Source organism: Pseudomonas sp. NFR16 (assembly GCF_900108875.1).
In the GTDB taxonomy this organism is placed as follows: domain Bacteria; phylum Pseudomonadota; class Gammaproteobacteria; order Pseudomonadales; family Pseudomonadaceae; genus Aquipseudomonas.
The window spans coordinates 273,256-290,145 of record NZ_FNYJ01000003.1 but is presented as its reverse complement, the minus strand read 5'-3'; the positions used below and the strand labels follow the sequence as shown (position 1 = coordinate 290,145).

Here is a 16,890-nt window from a genome sequence, read left to right as displayed (position 1 = left end):
TCTCGGATTTTTCATGACAGCCCCAGCCGACCTCTCGCCTACTCTGCAACTCGCCTGCGACCTGATTCGTCGCCCATCGGTCACGCCACTGGACGCCGACTGCCAGGCCGTGATGATGAAACGCCTGGGCGATGCCGGTTTCACGCTGGAGCCGATGCGCATCGAGGACGTCGACAATTTCTGGGCCACCCACGGCACCGAAGAGGGTCCGGTCTTGTGCTTCGCCGGTCACACCGACGTGGTCCCGACCGGCCCCGTGACGGCCTGGCAGAACGATCCGTTCAACGCACTCATCGATGAAGACGGCATGCTCTGCGGCCGTGGCGCAGCGGACATGAAAGGCAGCCTGGCGTCGATGATCGTCGCCACCGAGCGTTTCGTCGCCGAGTACCCAAACCACAAAGGCAAGATCGCCTACCTGATCACCAGCGACGAAGAAGGCCCTGCGCATCACGGCACCAAGGCTGTCGTCGAACGACTGGCGGCGCGCAAGGAGCGTATGGACTGGTGCATCGTCGGCGAACCGTCGAGCACCACACTCGTGGGCGATGTGGTGAAAAACGGTCGTCGCGGGTCCCTCGGCGCCACCCTGACGGTCAGAGGCGTGCAGGGTCATGTGGCTTATCCGCACCTGGCCAGGAATCCCATTCATCAGGCCGCTCCGGCGCTCGCTGAGCTGGCGGCCGAACACTGGGACGCGGGCAATGCGTTCTTCCCGCCGACCAGTTTCCAGATCTCCAATCTCAATTCCGGCACGGGCGCGACCAACGTGATTCCGGGCGATCTCACGGCCGTCTTCAACTTCCGTTTCTCCACCGAATCCACCGTCGAAGGCCTGCAGAAACGTGTCGCAGACATTCTCGACAAGCACGGCCTGGAATGGCACGTGGACTGGGCGCTTTCGGGCCTGCCCTTCCTCACCGAACCGGGCGCGCTGCTCGATGCGGTGTCGGCGAGCATCAAGAGCGTCACCGGTCGCGAGACCAAGGCGTCCACCAGCGGCGGCACGTCCGATGGTCGATTCATCGCCACTCTGGGCACCCAGGTGGTCGAGCTGGGCCCGGTGAACGCGACGATTCATCAGGTGAACGAGCGCATCCTGGCGAGCGATCTCGATGTACTGACCGAGATCTACTATCAGACGCTGGTCAAGTTGCTCGCCTGATGCTGACTTGTCCGATTTGCTCCGCACCGCTGGACTCAGCGGATAACGGCGTCGTGTGCCCTGTGGGACATCGCTTCGATCGCGCGCGCCAGGGTTACCTGAACCTGCTGCCGGTGCAGCACAAGAACAGCCGCGACCCTGGCGACAACCAGGCGATGGTCGAAGCGCGCCGCGACTTCCTCAACGCCGGTCACTACGCGCCGGTCGCAAAGCGTCTTGCCGAACTGGCTGCCGAACGCGCCCCGGCGCATTGGCTGGACATCGGCTGTGGCGAGGGGTACTACACCGCGCAAATCGCCGAAGCACTTCCGCAAGGCGATGGCTACGCGCTGGATATTTCGCGCGAGGCAGTCAAGCGAGCGTGCAAGCGCGATCCCCGGCTGACGTGGTTGATCGCCAGTATGGCCCGCGTACCGCTGCCGGACGCCAGCATTCAATTCATCGCCAGTGTGTTCAGCCCACTGGACTGGGCCGAAGCCAGGCGCCTGCTTTCCCCTGGCGGCGGGCTCATGCGTGTAGGGCCGACCAACGAACACTTGATGGAATTGCGCCAACGCCTGTACGACGAAGTCCGTGACTACGCCGATGACAAACACCTGGCGCTGGTGCCCGACGGCATGAGCCTGCAGCACAGCGAAACCCTGCGTTTCACACTGACACTCCCTGACGGCCAGTCTCGCGCCAACTTGCTGGCCATGACGCCGCATGGCTGGCGCGCGAGTGCCGAACGCCGGGCGAACGTGATCGAGCAGGCCGCGCCCTTCGAGGTCACGGTGTCGATGCGCTACGATTATTTCGTGCTGCAATGATCCGCCTGCAACGTACACAGACTGAATCCGCGAATGGATTTTCCAGAACACTCACGAGGCATCCATGCGCCAACCCGATATTGAAATCTACCTGAAAGATGCCGACGTCGATCACAAAGCCATCACCACCTGGCTGACTGCTGACATCGGCCCGTGCAGCGAATGGGTCCAGAAGGGCCAGACCTGGAAGTGCAAGGCGGGCGACATTCCCGTGACCTGGATTCCCAAGGCTGTGGGCAAGTGGAACAGCTTGTGCCTGGACAGCGACAGGACGCCGTGGGAAGACGACATTGCCTGCGCCCGCGCCGCCTTCGCCGCGCTGAACGTCGAAGTTCGCTGCGCGCCAGGAACATGGGTCGAGGAAGAAAACGAAGAGGACGCCGACCGCTGGATTCGCATCAGTGTCGACGGCGAAGAAGAGATTACCTGGCGCACGTCGTAGACCTTGGCAACCCTCGCAGCGCACCCTCTTCATATGAGGGTGCCTATGACCTGTGGCAGTGAGCCAAATGTCTTTAACGCCCCTTCGATCAGCGACGTAACACCCGACGCTTTCCCGGCTAAAGCCGGTCCTACGGAAAGCTCGTAGCGTCCGTGAGACCGGCTAGACCCGGTCCCACGAAATGTCTGCAGCGTCTGTAGGACCGGCTTTAGCCGGGAATGGGTCGGTGCATGTGGTGCAGATGCAGTCGCTTTCCAACCGCCGACCTGGTGGCGGATGTAACCGCGTCCTGGTGAGCGAGCTCATTCCCACAGCAGGCCCTGCAATCCCACCTTGTGCCCAACTTTGCCCATCCCCGCCATATGCGGCAAACTGGCCGCCTCGTGGGCCCGGCCCCTTACAGCAGAATTCGTATGACCCGCTCCCCGTTTCGTCGCCTTGTGTTTGGCACCCTGCGCCGCCTGCTGTACCTGTGGGTACGGTCGGAGACAATCAATCAGTCGTCGTTCACCCTCAATCTGGATCGCAGCCGCCCGGTGTTTTACGCGCTGCAAAGCCCGTCGCTGAGCGATCTGGCGGTCCTCGATCGCGAATGCCGCAAAGCCGGTCTGCCGCGGCCGGTGCTGTCGGTGGTGGTGGGCAATCTCTCGGAACCTGCGGCGTTCTTTTACCTGACCCCGGAGCCTGACTGGCTCGGGCGCCAGGACAAACGCGGCGCACCGCCGACGCTTGAACGGCTGGTCGGTGCGGTCAGCCAGAATGCCGCCGAAGACGCGCAGATCATTCCGGTGAGCGTGTTCTGGGGGCAGTCTCCGGACAAGGAAGACAGCCCGTGGAAACTGCTGTTCGCCGACAGTTGGGCGGTGACCGGGCGCCTGCGCAAGTTCATCACCATTCTGATTCTGGGGCGCAAGACCCGCGTGCAGTTCTCCGCGCCCATTCACCTGCGCGAGCTGGTCGACGAAAACAAAGGTTACGAGCGCACTGTGCGCATGGCACAGCGTCTGCTGCGGGTGCATTTCCGGAATCTGAAAACCGCCGTCATCGGCCCGGACCTGTCCCATCGGCGCAATCTGGTCAAAGGGCTGGTGGCGGACCCGCTGGTCAGGCAGGCCATTCTCGATGAGGCGGCGCGGGAGAAAATCCCTGAGGCCAAGGCCCGCGAAAAGGCGCTGCACTACGGCAACGAAATCGCCTCGGACTACACCTACACCGCCATCCGTTTCCTGGAAGTGGTGCTCAGCTGGTTCTGGAACAAGATCTACGACGGCATCAAGGTCAGTCATCTGGAGGGCGTGCAGAACGTCGCCCAGGGCAACGAGATCATTTATGTACCGTGTCACCGCAGCCATATCGACTATCTGTTGCTGTCGTATCTGCTGTTTCGCAACGGCCTGACGCCCCCGCACATCGCCGCCGGCATCAACCTCAACATGCCGGTGATCGGCAGCCTGCTGCGTCGTGGCGGCGCGTTTTTCATGCGTCGTACGTTCAAGGGCAATCCGTTGTACACCGCGGTGTTCAACGAGTACCTGCACACCCTGTTCACCAAGGGTTTTCCGGTGGAGTACTTCGTCGAAGGCGGACGCTCGCGCACCGGGCGAATGCTGCAACCGAAGACCGGCATGCTGGCCATCACGCTGCGCAGCTTTCTGCGCAATTCGCGGATGCCAATCGTCTTTGTGCCGGTCTACATCGGTTACGAGCGCGTGCTCGAAGGGCGTACCTACCTCGGCGAACTGCGTGGCGCTGCGAAGAAAAAAGAGTCGATTTTCGACATCTTCAAGGTCATTGGTGCGCTCAAACAGCGTTTTGGCCAGGTGTCGGTGAACTTCGGCGAGCCGATCCGGCTGACCGAGTTTCTCGATCATGAGCAGCCGGACTGGCGCAGTCAGAATCTGGGGCCGCTGTTCAAACCCGCGTGGCTGAACGAGACCACCCACCGTCTCGGGGAGCGCGTCGCGCAGCATCTGAATGAAGCAGCAGCGGTCAACCCGGTCAATCTGGTGGCACTGGCGTTGCTGTCCACCCACAAGCACGCGCTGGACGATCAGGCGCTGGCCCGCGTGCTGGACCTGTATCTGACGCTGCTGCGCCAGGTGCCTTACTCGCCGCATACCACCTTGCCCGAGGGCGACGGTCGGGCGCTGATCGAGCACGTCAAAGGCATGGACCTGTTGTCCGAGCAAAAGGACGCGCTGGGCAAGATTCTGTATCTGGATGAGCAGAATGCGGTCCTGATGACGTACTACCGCAATAACGTCCTGCACATCTTTGCGCTGCCTTCGCTGCTGGCCAGCTTCTTCCAGAGCTCGTCACGGATGAGCCGCGAGCAGATCCTGCGCTTCGCCCGTGCGTTGTACCCGTATCTGCAATCGGAGTTGTTCATTCGCTGGTCGCTCGACGATCTGGACGCCGTGATCGACCAATGGCTGGCGGCTTTCGTCGAGCAAGGGCTGCTGCGCTTCGAGAAGGACGTGTACCTGCGGCCGGCACCGAGTTCGCGCCATTTCGTGCTGCTGACCCTGCTGTCGCGCGCCATCGCGCAGACCCTGCAGCGTTTCTATATGGCGATTTCGCTGCTGCTCAACAGTGGCCAACACACCCTGACCGCCGAAGAACTCGAAGACCTGTGCACGATCATGGCCCAGCGCCTGTCGATCCTGCATGGCCTGAATGCCCCGGAATTCTTCGACAAGAGCCTGTTTCGCCACTTCATTCAAACGCTGCTGGATCAGGACGTCCTGCGCAAGGACGAGGCCGGCAAACTGGGCTATCACGAACTGCTCGGCGAACTGGCTGAAGGTGCAGCCAAACGGGTATTGCCAGCTGAAATCCGTTTGTCGATTCGTCAAGTGGCACTGCATCGCAATGACGAGGTCGTAGAAACAGGCCCGAGCGCCTAGACCCTGTTCAATGCCCGCGTGGCGGCGGCCCGATCCGACGCTGCGCGATAAGGAGTTGCATCCCATGAAACACGTACTGCTGACCCTCATGGCTACCGTACTGGCAGCCTGCGCCAACGCCCCGGACAACCTGCCCGGCTCTGTCGACGGCGAGGTGTTTTACCTGCAACGCATGGCGCTGCCGCCTACCGCAACGCTGAAAGTCACCTTGCAGGATGTGTCCCGCGCCGATGCACCGGCCCAGACGCTCGCCAGCCAGAGCGGGCCGATCAAAGGCCAGGTGCCGCTGCCCTTCCACCTGACCTACGATCAGAAACTGGTTCAGCCGGGTCACACCTATGCCGTCAGTGCACGCATTGAAGTCGATGGTCAGCCGCTGCTGGTCAGCACCGAACGCTACACTGTGGACCTGACCCTGGAAGAAAAGCCGCCGGTGAAGATTCGTGTGAATCCGGCGCACTAGTCGATCCCGATTTACCCAACATTTGAAAAGGACACGCCCCATGCTGCTTCGCTCTCTCTCGTTCACTGGCCTGTGCGCCGGACTGTTGCTGTCAGCCAGCGCCTTCGCGCTGTCGCTGGGTGATTTGTCGCAATCGGACGCAACCGGTGGCCTGAAAGACGCCTTGACTCAAGGTGCGCAAATCGCAGTGAAACAGCTGGGCGTGCCGGGCGGCTTCAGCAACAACAAGGAGGTGCGCATCGAGCTGCCGGGCAATCTGGGCAAGGTCGCCAAGAAGATGAAGCAGTTCGGTATGGGCGCGCAGGTCGACCAGCTGGAAACCAGCATGAACCAAGCCGCCGAGGCCGCCGTGCCGCAGGCTCAGGCGCTGCTGGTCGATGCCGTGAAAAAGATGAGCGTGTCCGACGCCAAAGGCATTCTGAGCGGCGGCAAGGACTCGGCCACCCAGTACCTGAACAAATCCAGCCGCGAGCAGATCCGCGCCAAGTTCCTGCCGATCGTCAAACAGGCCACGGACAAGGTCGGCCTGGCGCAGCAGTACAACTCGTTCGCCGGTCAGGCAGCGACCCTCGGCGTGCTGGACGCGAAGAACTCGAACATCGAAGGCTATGTCACCGAAAAGGCGCTGGATGGCCTGTTCGAGATGATCGCCAAGCAGGAAGAAGGTATTCGCGCCAATCCGGCCGCGGCAGCGACAGGCCTGGCGAAAAAGGTGTTCGGCGCTTTGTAATGCGGGGCCAGGTGCGGTCGGCGCGTTCGACCGCCCCCACCTGCAGAAGCGCTTGTTCGCTGAAAGTGATGTCGATGCCAGTCATCGCACAGCACACCGCAATGGCGGCAAGCGCGCCTTTACTCCTCAGAAGGAAGCCTGAGCCTCTCCGCGCTCACGATGATTCTCCCTCCTCTCTCCTGACCCTGAACCACGCAGCGTACAGCGCAGGCAGGAACAGCAGCGTCAGCGCGGTCGCCACGATCAGGCCGCCCATGATCGCCACGGCCATGGGCCCGAAGAACACGCTGCGTGACAGCGGAATCATGGCCAGCACCGCAGCGAGCGCCGTCAGCACGATCGGACGGAAGCGCCGGACGGTGGCTTCGATGATTGCCTGCCAGCGCTGCAGACCGGCCGCGACGTCCTGCTCGATCTGGTCGACCAGAATGACCGAGTTGCGCATGATCATGCCGGACAGTGCGATGGTCCCCAGCATGGCGACGAACCCGAAGGGCTGGCGGAAGATCAGCAGGAACAGCGTCACTCCGATCAGGCCCAGCGGCGCTGTGAGAAAGACCATGAACGTCCGTGAGAAACTGCGCAGCTGGATCATCAGCAGGGTCAGCACCACAACGATGAACAGCGGCACACCGGCGTTCACCGAATTCTGCCCACGGGTCGAGTCCTCCACCGTGCCGCCCACTTCCAGCAGGTAGCCATCGGCCAATTGAGCGCGCACCGCCTCAAGCGTCGGCAGTATCTGATTGACCAGCGTGGCAGGTTGCTCCTTGCCATAGATATCCGCCCGGATCGTCACGTTCGGCAGCCGGTTGCGGTGCCAGATGATGCCCTCTTCGAAGCCGTATTCCAGTGTCGCGACCTGCGACAGCGCGACACTGCTGCCGTTGGCGGTGGGCACTGAAAGACTCGACAGACCGCCGAGTTCGTGGCGTTCCTGCTCGGTGCCGCGCAGCAGGATCTCGATCAGTTCGTCGTCCTCTCGATACTGGCTGACCGCCGAGCCCGTCAGCTGACTTTGCAGGAAGCGCGACAGGTCGGCGGTGGTGACGCCAAGCGCCCTGGCACGATCCTGATCGACGTTGAGGTAGACGACCTTGCTCGGCTCCTCCCAGTCCAGATGGACGTTGACCACGTGAGGGTTTTCCCGAACCTTGAGGGCGACCTTGCGGGCCAGCGCGCGCACTTCATCGATGTGCTCGCCGGTGATTCGGAACTGCACCGGATAGCCGACCGGAGGGCCGTTTTCCAGCCGCGTCACGCGGGGCCGAAGCATCGGAAACTGCTCGTCCAGGGTCTGGATCAGCCAAGTGCGCAGGGCTTCGCGGTCCTCGATGGTTTTCGCCAGCACAACGAACTGGGCGAAGCTGGCGGCAGGCAGTTGCTGGTCCAGCGGCAGATAGAAGCGCGGCGAGCCGGTACCGACATAGGCCACGTAATTATCGACGCCTGCATGTGCCTTGATCATCGCCTCAAGACGCTTCACCTGCTCGGTGGTGTTGCTCAGCGACGCGCCCTCGGCCAACTTCAGGTCAACCATCAGCTCCAGTCGGCCAGAAGCAGGAAAGAACTGCTGCGGCACGAAACGGAACATGAAGATCGACAGCGCGAACAGCGCGATGGTCAGCACAATGACTGTCTTGCGTCGCCGCACGCACCAGCCCACCAGCGAGCGTACTCGCTGATAAAACGGTGTCGCATAAGGATCAGGCATGCCCGGTCCCGTGCCATGTCTGGCGGCGTGCAGCCTGGCCAGATCCGGCAGCAGCCGCTCACCCAGATACGGGACGAAGACCACCGCCGCCACCCAGGAAGCCAGCAGCGCGATGGTGACCACCTGAAAGATCGAGCGGGTGTATTCGCCGGTACTGGACTGCGCCGTGGCAATCGGCAAAAAACCCGCTGCGGTGATCAACGTGCCCGTCAGCATCGGAAACGCAGTGCTGGTCCAGGCGAAACTGGCGGCCTTGATCCGGTCGTAGCCCTGCTCCATTTTGATCGCCATCATCTCAACGGCGATGATCGCATCGTCTACCAGCAACCCCAGCGCCAGCACCAGCGCGCCGAGGGAAATCTTGTGCAGGCCGATGCCCAGGTAATACATGGTGGCAAAGGTCATCGCCAGCACCACCGGGATGGCCAGCGCGACGACCATTCCGGTGCGCACGCCCAAGGAGAAAAAGCTCACCAGCAGCACGATGCCCAGCGCTTCGGCCAGCACCTGCACGAACTCTCCGACACTGGTTTTGACGGCGGCGGGCTGGTCCGACACCTTGCGCAGCTGCATGCCGGCGGGCAGGTTCTGCTGCAATCGGGCGAACTCGCCTTCCAGTGCGCGCCCCAGCACCAGAATGTCGCCGCCATCCTTCATGGCAACGGCAAGGCCAATGGCGTCTTCGCCCATGAAGCGCATGCGCGGTGCGGGAGGATCGTTGAAACCACGATGAACATCGGCCAGATCGCTGATGCGCAGGGTGCGATCGCCCACTCGGATCGGGAAGTCACGAATCTCGTCCACGGTCTGAAAACGGCCGGTCACGCGCAGTTGAACCCGCTCGGCCGGCGTCTCGAAGAAGCTCGTGGCGACGACTGCGTTCTGCGCTTCAAGCGCCTGTTGCACCGCCTGCAACGGCAGGCCAAGCGTCGCGAGCTTGACGTTGGAAAGCTCGATCCAGATCTTCTCGTCCTGCAAGCCGAGCAATTCGACCTTGCCCACGTCCTTGACCCGCTGCAGCTGGATCTGGATGCGATCGGCATAATCCTTGAGCACGGCGTAGTCGAAACCGTCGCCGGTCAGTGCGTAGATGTTGCCGAAGGTGGTGCCGAATTCGTCGTTGAAGAAAGGGCCCTGCACGCCGGCAGGAAGCGTCTGACGTATGTCGCCGATTTTCTTTCGGATCTGATACCAGAGTTCCGGCAACCTGGCGGACACCAGCGAGTCGCGAGCCATGAACGTCACCTGCGACTCACCAGGGCGAGAGAACGAGACGATGCGTTCGTAATCACCGGTTTCCATCAGCTTCTTTTCGATACGATCCGTGACCTGACGCGACACTTCCTCAGCGCTCGCGCCCGGCCAGAGAGTACGAATGACCATGGCTTTGAAGGTGAAAGGCGGATCTTCGCTCTGACCCAGCTTGGTGTAGGACAACGCCCCCACCACCGCCAGCAGAATCATGAGATACAGGACCATCTGCCGATTGCGCAGCGCCCACTCGGAAAGGTTGAAACGCATCCGTGCTACTCCTCGCCCGCCAGTTTGCCGGCCAGCTTCACCGGGCGATTGCCGCGATCGACCGGACGGACTTGCTCGCCGTCGTGCAGTACATGCACGCCAGCGGCCACGACCCAGTCGCTGGCCTGCAACCCACTCAACACCGGCACGGACTCCTGCCCATAGGGGCCAGTCTGCACAGGCACACGCTTGAGGGTGTTATCGCTTTGCAGGCGCAAGACGTAGGTAACGCCGTTTTCTGCGGTCAATGCCGAGAGCGGCACCGACAAGGGCACGCTGCGTTCGGACAGAATGAACACCCGCGCGCTCTGCCCCAGTTCAGCCGGGACTTTTCCGCCCGCAAAGGCGATCCTCGCGGCGAACGTGCGAGACCGGGGATCGGCGGCTGGGGAAAGCTCGCGAATGCGGCCGGCGAAGCGTTGCTCCTTCTGAGTCCACAACTCCACCGAAACCGGATCGCCGATCTTGAAACGACCGTAATTCTGCTCCGGCAGACTGATCGACACCTCGCGCTCACCGTTGGCGGCCAGGGTGAATACGGTCTGCCCGGCGGCTACCACCTGACCGACTTCCACCAGACGCTTGGCGATAACGCCGTCCTGTGAGGCACGAAGCACTGCGTAGCGGGTCTGATTGTCGGCGACGTTGAGTTCGGCTTTGAGCTGCCTGAGACGTGCATCGCCTGCGCGATAAAGATTTTCGGCGTTGTCGTATTGCGACTTGCTGACCATCTGCCGGTCCATCAGCGTCTTGTAACGGTCACGTTCGGACCGGACCATTTGCAGATTGGCTTCGGCCGCTGCGACTTGCGCGCGAATGGCATCAAGTTGCAAGCGCACGTCCTGGGCGTCGAGTTCGGCCAGTGGCTGATCAGCCTTGACGCGCTCGCCCTCCTCGACCAGGCGCTTGCTGACTTTGCCGGGAATGCGAAAAGCCAGTTCAGGCTCGAACCGGGCGCGCACTTCACCAGGGTAACTGTCCATGGATTGGGACGACGGCAGCGGTTGCACTACCATGGCCGGACGCACCGTGGCCGGGGCTGACACGTCCTGACCGCATCCAGCCAGCACTGACACCAGGCTGAGTGACACGACCAGGAACAAGGCATCGCGAATCATGGAGAGGCACCTTGGCAGGAGAGCTTGGAATAATTGTACTGGCGAGTATATTTAAAATTACCAAACTGAACAGTCTACTAATACGAAGAATATGCCCGAAGAACGAATGACCGACCCGACAGCCTCAGCAGGCCCAGGCCGCCCCAAGGACCTGGCCAAGCGCCAGGCGATTCTGGAAGCCGCGAAAAACCTGTTCGTCCGCAATGGATACGCAAGCACCAGCATGGATGCGGTCGCCGCAGAAGCCGGGGTTTCCAAGCTCACGGTCTACAGCCATTTCAACGACAAGGAGACGCTGTTCTCAGCCGCCGTGGTGGCCCGCTGCGAAGAGCAATTGCCAGAGCTGTTCGTGGAAGTCGGGTCTCATGAACCGGCGGAAAAAGTGTTGCTGGGTATTGCGCGAGGGTTTCAGACGCTGATCAACAGTCCCGAATCCATCGAACTGCATCGGCTGATGATCGCGTTGGGCACACAGGACACGACGCTCTCACAGGTGTTTTTCGAGGCCGGTCCGCAACGCATCCTTCACGAGATGGAGCGCTTTCTGACGCGGGTGAACGACACCGACGGCTTGCACTTCGACTCACCGGCAAGGGCCGCCGGGCATTTCCTGAGCCTGATCAAAGGCGTGTGCAATTTCCGCCTGCTCATCGGTAATGGCGGCATCCCGGATGAGCAGACAGGTGAGCAACACGTGCGGGAAGTCGTGGCGTTGTTTGTGAAGGCCTATCGCGCCGAATAGACACCGGCCGTTGCAGGCGCGCTTGCCCGCCAGGCCGCGTGTCAGTCAGCTCCCATGCTCAGACATAACGCAATCGCGGGCAAGCGCGCGCTCTCACAGAGAGGATGGGCCAATCAGGCCTTCAGAGCCTTCTTCGGATAGATGTCATACCGGCTGGATTTGCCGTCCAGCGCATAGCTCGGCTTGGCGCCCTTGATGCAGGGCGCCTTGCGCGGGCGCTTGACCACCACCCGGTGAGTGGCCAGCGCCAAGGCCGCCTCCAGCAGGGCCGGCGCGTCCATGTCATCGCCCACCAGTGGCCGGAACAGCCGCATTTCCTTCTTCACCAGCGCGGTTTTTTCACGGTGGGGAAACATCGGATCGACATAAATCACCTGCGGCGGCTCGCCCTGCCAGTTGCGCATCAGCTCGATGGAATTGCCGGTCAGCAGGCGCATCTGGCCGATGATGCTGCCCACTTCAAGGTCTTGGGCTCCGCGCGCCAGACCGTCTTCCAGCAACGCGGCGATGATGGGCTGGCGTTCGATCAGGCTCATCTCGCAGCCAAGGCTCGCCAGCACGAATGCGTCTTTGCCCAGGCCAGCCGTCGCATCCAGCACCGTTGGCCGCACGCCCGGTTGAATCCCGACCGCCTTGGCAATCATCTGCCCGCTGCCGCCCCCGAACAGCCTTCGATGAGCCGCCTTGCCTTCGATGAAATCCACTCGCACCGGGCCCGGAACATCGTCGCCCAGTTGCTGCAATTGCAGCCCGTCGTCACTGACTTGCAGGGCGAAATCGGCTTCGGCATCCTCCATCGGCAGACCCAGGCGTTCGGCCCACTGCGCAGCTTGCTGCTGCCCCTCGACGGTCAGGGATTCCACCCGGATGCGGCTGCCCGCTTGCTGCTCAGTCATTTTGTTCACACGCTCAAATTTTCTAAATGATCGGCAACCTCTGCCGATAACGAAAGTATCCGGCATTTTGCCAGACCCACGGCATGTACTGAGCGCTTATGTCAGACATTCAGCAAACATCCTCGATAGGCTATTTGACGTACGCAGGCGACTACAGCGTACGCAATACCGAAACCCTGAGCGGCGTCACGCAGCTCTGGCAGGATGCGTTTGCCCGTGCAATGGCGCAGCAGGTCGATGACAACGCGGGCACGTTGCCCGAGCACAGCCCGGTCGTCGCGACGGATGCCATGACTGGCGAGCCGATTGCGGGCGCCAGGACACTGAGCAAGATTGTCGAGCAGCGTGAGTGCCCGGTGGCAGACAAGGAAATCGCGCCGCCTGAGCCGCTGTTTCTGCCCATCGCCGAATTCGAATGGGATCTGGCAAAGCCCGCCGAGCCGTTCAGCGCCAGCGAAATGATCGAGCAACAGCGCAACCTGGAGATCGACAGCAACTGGGTGCGCCCGACCGTGCTCAACCCATACGACGACAGCGTCGATCCCGGTCCCGGACCTCAGCCACGACCGCTGTTCCTGCCGATCGCCGAGTTCGAGTGGGACCTGGCCGACAAGCCTGCCACGCCCTACAGCGCCGAAGAAATGACCGAACAGCAACGCCATCTGGCGTTCGACAACGGTTGGGCACGACCGATTGTTCTGCAGAACCTGCGCATTGCCGCGTGACGAAGCGCCGCCGTTCATCGCAGGAGCGCAGTTACAGCATCATCTGACACTCACCGACACACCCGCCAGCGTCCCATGTCCACGTGAAAATGATTACGGTGGGCCGCGTTATAGTCCGGACCCAAGACTGTACTGAACTGCCGACAGGCGCCATCCCGGATCAGCCTCAGAAACGTCCCGTTATCGCCTTCATCTTTCCAGTCCCTGAGGACAGAAATGCGTCGCCCGTCCGCCAGACGAAATCCTGCGATGTCCAGCGCGTTCGCAGAAGCATGCTGACTGAGCCTGCCCTCGCTGCGGTTGTAGACATTGCGGCAGGCGAAGCTGCCCAGATGATCGACCTGACTGACCCGTTGCCCGAACACTTTTTCAGCGGCAGGTTGCAGCGTGTGGAGATCGAACAGCGCGTAGGCCAGGGCCATACGACAGCTGGACAGAAAGCTGCTGCTCAATGCCACGTCACCGCCCTGGATTCGCACAACATTGCTCAACGGACATTTGGCTTGCGCGCCACTGTCAGCCTGAAGTGCGTAGCGCAGCGTCGAGGTCTTTAGGGCCTGCTCGCACAACGCAGGATCATCTTGCAGGCGCCAGAGTTTGAAAGAGGTGATCAGGTCAGGCTCGTCGCGCACGTTCAGCGGCGCCCAGGGGTTCCAGCGATCTGGCAGCGGGAGCCAGCCGCGCCAGACCGACACGAGCAGCGTTGCGCAGAGCAGCAAGAGGAGCAGCAACAGGGTCGTTCCGCGCATGCAGTGTGATATCCCGGTCAGGAAAGCGTCACTGTATCGACCTCAAAGCAGGCCGAGTTGCTCCACCTCAGGACCACGATCCAGTTCAGGCAGGGCCGGCAGGCCAGGCAGCAATGTCGTCAGCTGCCGATGGAAACGCCGGGCCAGTTCCGGGGCCCGAACGTTGTCGGGCGTGTGCAGAAACACATACGGCGTGCGCCCTTCTTCAATCCAGCCCGCGACTTTCAGCGCCCATTGCCGAACGAAGCCATCGTTGGCCTCAAGCTGCGGATGACCGATGAAGCGGACCTGAGGGAACAGGGTTAACGCGGCAGGACGTGCCGGGACTTTTGGCTTTTTCGATTGCGCGAGCAGCACCGCCGGATCGCTGGAAATGCAGCTGAACAACGGCCGCGAGTCCAGACAGATGCGCTCGACACCGGCGTCCAGAAGCAGCCGATTGAGCAGGCGTTCCTCCTCGCCTTTGTTGAAGAACGCCATGTGGCGAACTTCCACCGCCAGAGGCCTGCCTTGGAAGGCGTCGATGAAGGCAGCGAGTTCGCCCAGGCGGTCGGGCGTGAAGGTTGCTGGCAGCTGCAGCCATAGCGGCTGGACACGGGGCCCCATCGGCGCGAGGAGTTGCAGGAAATCTTCGGCAGCGCCCAAGTGTTCCCGCAGGTCGCCGCCGTGGCTTATTTCTCGGGGAAATTTAGCGGTAAAGCGAAAATGCTCGGGTTGCGCTTGCACCCAGCGCTCGACGGTCGCAGGCGCGGGGCGGGCGTAAAACGTGGTGTTGCCCTCAACGGCGTTGAAGACCTGCGCATAGAGATGGAGGAATTCAGTGCTGCGGGCATCTTCGGGATACAAGGATTGACGCCAGGCGTTTTCACTCCAGGACGGACAACCGATGTAGTAAGGCGGATTGACGACGTTCAAACGTGAAGGTCAAGCCCCGAGACTTCAAGATCCCAGTCGACGAAGGTGGAGGTCGTCAGGTAGCTGCTCAGCGCATGGGCGACACGGGTGCTCATGGCGCGCGGAAAAATGATGTCCTGCTGACGAGCTGGCACGTTTGCCGTATTGCCGGTCTGACGACGAGCCGATTGCGGGATCACTTCAACGTCGTCTATCACTTCCTCGAAAGTGCTGTCGACCGTTGCAGAGCCTTTCCGAGGCTTGCGCTTTATCGTGTACGAACGTTGTGAAGGACCGGTGATTCGCATCATGCTTACTCGGCGTTATATAGTGGCAATTTAATCTCACGAAGCGCCCTGAAGCAAACTCGCGAACGATAACTAGACCACAGTTATTACAAAACGTTTAAAGCCACCGGGCAGAAAATGCTGTTTTGTCGCCGAACGGTAGTGACTGTTGTGACTTGAGTCGCAGATCCTGCGTGTTTACCGATTGAACAACGCAGGTTACCGCACTTGATCCGAGGCTTGGACGGATCTGGCCTCCAGCCGCAGAAGGTCCCTCCGTTTCTGGAGTGCGAGCGGCTTCAGCGCGCCTTCGGGGTCGCAACTTTATCGCGCAGATAAACAGGTTGTGCATCGTCGGCAACGATGGCCTCGCCGCGCTGCCAGGCCAACGCCGCCAGCGTCAGCAGATCCTCGGCATGCGGAAGCATGCTGGCGTCCTGTCCCGACAACGTCACGGGAATTCGTGATGCGTAGCCCCAGCCTGTGCCCGCGCCAAACCACTGGCCCGAAGCATCGAGCGGCAGCGCCGCCTGCTCGGGCGGCATGACTGCCTCCTCGCCTGCCAGACGCATCTCGCCGGCTGATTCGCGATAGCAGCCCCAATACACTTCGTCCATGCGCGCATCAATGGCCGCCGCCACCTGCGTTGCACCGTGTTCGCGGTAGGCGCGTTGCGCCAGCACCGCCAGATTGGAGACCGGCAAGACCGGACGGTCGAGGCCGAACGCGAGTCCCTGCACCACGCCGATGGCGATGCGAACGCCAGTAAAGGCACCCGGCCCACGGCCGAATGCAATGGCGTCAAGCGCCGACAACCCGATACCGGCCTGCGCCAGCAGTTCCTTGATCATCGGCAACAGTTTTTGCGCATGCAGGCGCGGGATCACCTCGTAGTGGCTCAGCACTTTGCCGTCGTGCAGCAAAGCGACAGAGCAGGCTTCAGTGGCGGTGTCCAGGGCCAGCAAGGTCGTCATCGGGGTTTCCACGGTTATGCGAAGGAGGGTTTTCAGGAAAAGGTGCGGCATTATAAACAACAACGGCCCGCAAGCGGGCCGTCGTTCACTGCGTCGATCGAGGGATCAGCCCAGTGCTTCATTCACCTTGGCGGTGATTGCTTCCACCGAACCGACGCCTTCGATACTGCTGAACTTCGGCGTGCCATCGGTGGCTTGCAGCTTCTTGTAGAACTCAACCAGCGGCTCGGTCTGCGCGTGATAGACCGACAGACGATGGCGAACGGTTTCTTCGACGTCATCCTTGCGCTGAACCAGCGGCTCGCCCGTGACATCATCCACACCGGCTACTTTCGGCGGGTTGAATGTCGTGTGGTAAACGCGACCCGAACCTTCGTGCACACGACGGCCGGAAATGCGCTGGACGATTTCTTCGTCGTCGACTTTGATTTCGACCACGTGATCGATCGCCAGGCCCGCATTCTTCAGGGCTTCGGCCTGAGGGATGGTGCGTGGAAAACCGTCGAACAGACAGCCATTGGCGCAGTCGGGCTGAGACAGACGATCCTTGATCAGACCAATGATCAGGTCATCGGAAACCAGACCGCCGCTGTCCATGACGCTTTTGGCCTTCAGACCCAGTTCGGTGCCCGCCTTGACCGCTGCACGCAGCATGTCCCCGGTCGAGATTTGCGGGATGCCGAATTTCTTGGTGATGAACGTAGCCTGAGTACCTTTACCGGCCCCGGGAGCTCCCAGCAGAATCACGCGCATTG

The 16,890-nt window shown here is 61.5% G+C and carries 16 protein-coding genes; 8 read left to right on the top strand and 8 right to left on the bottom strand.

Translation table 11 applies throughout. The features are described 5' to 3' along the window. Nucleotides 1-13: 13 nt before the first annotated feature. The 6 genes from dapE (at nt 14) to BMZ10_RS14275 (ending at nt 6,515) form a co-directional block, all read left to right on the top strand. Nucleotides 14-1,165, top strand: coding sequence for a succinyl-diaminopimelate desuccinylase (dapE, locus tag BMZ10_RS14300; protein WP_093463279.1), 1,152 nt, complete (start codon nt 14-16; stop codon nt 1,163-1,165). Then, complete coding sequence (locus BMZ10_RS14295) at nt 1,165-1,974, top strand: putative RNA methyltransferase (RefSeq protein WP_093463276.1); 810 nt, start codon at nt 1,165-1,167, stop codon at nt 1,972-1,974. Before dapE ends, BMZ10_RS14295 begins: the two co-directional genes overlap by 1 nt. Nucleotides 1,975-2,038: 64 nt before the next feature. Next, nucleotides 2,039-2,416 (top strand): hypothetical protein, encoded by a 378-nt coding sequence (locus tag BMZ10_RS14290; RefSeq protein WP_093463272.1) that lies wholly within the window; start codon nt 2,039-2,041, stop codon nt 2,414-2,416. Nucleotides 2,417-2,829: 413 nt separating this feature from the next. Next, the gene (gene plsB, locus BMZ10_RS14285) at nt 2,830-5,322 is read left to right on the top strand and encodes a glycerol-3-phosphate 1-O-acyltransferase PlsB (RefSeq protein ID WP_093463269.1); all 2,493 of its coding nucleotides are present in this window, start codon (nt 2,830-2,832) and stop codon (nt 5,320-5,322) included. Between the two features lie 64 nt (nt 5,323-5,386). Then, nucleotides 5,387-5,785, top strand: a complete 399-nt coding sequence (locus BMZ10_RS14280) for a YbaY family lipoprotein (protein ID WP_093463266.1) — start codon at nt 5,387-5,389, stop codon at nt 5,783-5,785. A gap of 40 nt (nt 5,786-5,825) precedes the next feature. Next, nucleotides 5,826-6,515 carry a DUF4197 domain-containing protein gene (locus BMZ10_RS14275; protein ID WP_093463263.1) on the top strand — a complete coding sequence of 230 codons (690 nt, stop codon included), beginning with the start codon at nt 5,826-5,828 and terminating at the stop codon, nt 6,513-6,515. Nucleotides 6,516-6,669: 154 nt separating this feature from the next. On the opposite strand, the gene BMZ10_RS14270 is transcribed toward BMZ10_RS14275, so the two are convergent. Beyond that, a complete protein-coding gene (locus tag BMZ10_RS14270) occupies nt 6,670-9,750 on the bottom strand; it encodes an efflux RND transporter permease subunit (RefSeq protein ID WP_093463260.1) in 3,081 nt (1,026 codons plus the stop codon). Between the two features lie 5 nt (nt 9,751-9,755). Next, nucleotides 9,756-10,868, bottom strand: coding sequence for an efflux RND transporter periplasmic adaptor subunit (locus BMZ10_RS14265; RefSeq protein WP_093463257.1), 1,113 nt, complete (start codon nt 10,866-10,868; stop codon nt 9,756-9,758). A 106-nt stretch (nt 10,869-10,974) separates the two neighbouring features. Here BMZ10_RS14265 and BMZ10_RS14260 point away from each other — a divergent pair, with 106 nt between their 5' ends. After that, entirely contained in the window at nt 10,975-11,610 is a 636-nt protein-coding gene (locus tag BMZ10_RS14260) for a TetR/AcrR family transcriptional regulator (protein WP_093463254.1), read from the top strand. Nucleotides 11,611-11,723: 113 nt separating this feature from the next. Here BMZ10_RS14260 and BMZ10_RS14255 read toward each other — a convergent pair whose 3' ends face one another. Continuing rightward, nucleotides 11,724-12,506, bottom strand: coding sequence for a class I SAM-dependent methyltransferase (locus tag BMZ10_RS14255; protein ID WP_093463251.1), 783 nt, complete (start codon nt 12,504-12,506; stop codon nt 11,724-11,726). Between the two features lie 98 nt (nt 12,507-12,604). On the opposite strand from BMZ10_RS14255, the gene BMZ10_RS14250 reads away from it, so the two are divergent. Further along, nucleotides 12,605-13,231, top strand: coding sequence for an energy transducer TonB (locus BMZ10_RS14250; protein ID WP_093463248.1), 627 nt, complete (start codon nt 12,605-12,607; stop codon nt 13,229-13,231). A gap of 50 nt (nt 13,232-13,281) precedes the next feature. On the opposite strand, the gene BMZ10_RS14245 is transcribed toward BMZ10_RS14250, so the two are convergent. The 5 genes from BMZ10_RS14245 to adk all read right to left on the bottom strand — a co-directional run bounded on the left by BMZ10_RS14245 (nt 13,282) and on the right by adk (nt 16,888). Beyond that, nucleotides 13,282-13,980, bottom strand: coding sequence for an extensin-like domain-containing protein (locus BMZ10_RS14245; RefSeq protein ID WP_093463245.1), 699 nt, complete (start codon nt 13,978-13,980; stop codon nt 13,282-13,284). A gap of 42 nt (nt 13,981-14,022) precedes the next feature. Further along, the gene (locus BMZ10_RS14240) at nt 14,023-14,895 is read right to left on the bottom strand and encodes a DUF72 domain-containing protein (RefSeq protein ID WP_093463241.1); all 873 of its coding nucleotides are present in this window, start codon (nt 14,893-14,895) and stop codon (nt 14,023-14,025) included. Beyond that, nucleotides 14,892-15,182, bottom strand: coding sequence for a hypothetical protein (locus tag BMZ10_RS14235; protein WP_093464167.1), 291 nt, complete (start codon nt 15,180-15,182; stop codon nt 14,892-14,894). The genes BMZ10_RS14240 and BMZ10_RS14235 overlap by 4 nt, the downstream gene beginning before the upstream one ends. A 278-nt stretch (nt 15,183-15,460) precedes the next feature. Next, the gene (gene tsaB / locus BMZ10_RS14230; protein ID WP_093463238.1) at nt 15,461-16,135 is read right to left on the bottom strand and encodes a tRNA (adenosine(37)-N6)-threonylcarbamoyltransferase complex dimerization subunit type 1 TsaB; all 675 of its coding nucleotides are present in this window, start codon (nt 16,133-16,135) and stop codon (nt 15,461-15,463) included. A gap of 105 nt (nt 16,136-16,240) precedes the next feature. After that, on the bottom strand, nt 16,241-16,888 hold the full coding sequence (gene adk, locus BMZ10_RS14225; protein WP_093463235.1) for an adenylate kinase: 648 nt from the start codon (nt 16,886-16,888) through the stop codon (nt 16,241-16,243). Nucleotides 16,889-16,890: the final 2 nt, after the last annotated feature.

Coding starts and splice junctions, on each gene's coding strand:
- BMZ10_RS14255 (WP_093463251.1), bottom strand. CDS start 12,506: ATGACTGAGCAGCAAGCGGGCAGCCGCATCCGGGTGGAATCCCTGACC.
- plsB (WP_093463269.1), top strand. CDS start 2,830: ATGACCCGCTCCCCGTTTCGTCGCCTTGTGTTTGGCACCCTGCGCCGC.
- BMZ10_RS14295 (WP_093463276.1), top strand. CDS start 1,165: ATGCTGACTTGTCCGATTTGCTCCGCACCGCTGGACTCAGCGGATAAC.
- adk (WP_093463235.1), bottom strand. CDS start 16,888: ATGCGCGTGATTCTGCTGGGAGCTCCCGGGGCCGGTAAAGGTACTCAG.
- BMZ10_RS14250 (WP_093463248.1), top strand. CDS start 12,605: ATGTCAGACATTCAGCAAACATCCTCGATAGGCTATTTGACGTACGCA.
- BMZ10_RS14275 (WP_093463263.1), top strand. CDS start 5,826: ATGCTGCTTCGCTCTCTCTCGTTCACTGGCCTGTGCGCCGGACTGTTG.
- BMZ10_RS14245 (WP_093463245.1), bottom strand. CDS start 13,980: ATGCGCGGAACGACCCTGTTGCTGCTCCTCTTGCTGCTCTGCGCAACG.
- BMZ10_RS14260 (WP_093463254.1), top strand. CDS start 10,975: ATGACCGACCCGACAGCCTCAGCAGGCCCAGGCCGCCCCAAGGACCTG.
- BMZ10_RS14290 (WP_093463272.1), top strand. CDS start 2,039: ATGCGCCAACCCGATATTGAAATCTACCTGAAAGATGCCGACGTCGAT.
- BMZ10_RS14280 (WP_093463266.1), top strand. CDS start 5,387: ATGAAACACGTACTGCTGACCCTCATGGCTACCGTACTGGCAGCCTGC.
- BMZ10_RS14270 (WP_093463260.1), bottom strand. CDS start 9,750: ATGCGTTTCAACCTTTCCGAGTGGGCGCTGCGCAATCGGCAGATGGTC.
- tsaB (WP_093463238.1), bottom strand. CDS start 16,135: ATGACGACCTTGCTGGCCCTGGACACCGCCACTGAAGCCTGCTCTGTC.
- BMZ10_RS14235 (WP_093464167.1), bottom strand. CDS start 15,182: ATGCGAATCACCGGTCCTTCACAACGTTCGTACACGATAAAGCGCAAG.
- BMZ10_RS14265 (WP_093463257.1), bottom strand. CDS start 10,868: ATGATTCGCGATGCCTTGTTCCTGGTCGTGTCACTCAGCCTGGTGTCA.
- dapE (WP_093463279.1), top strand. CDS start 14: ATGACAGCCCCAGCCGACCTCTCGCCTACTCTGCAACTCGCCTGCGAC.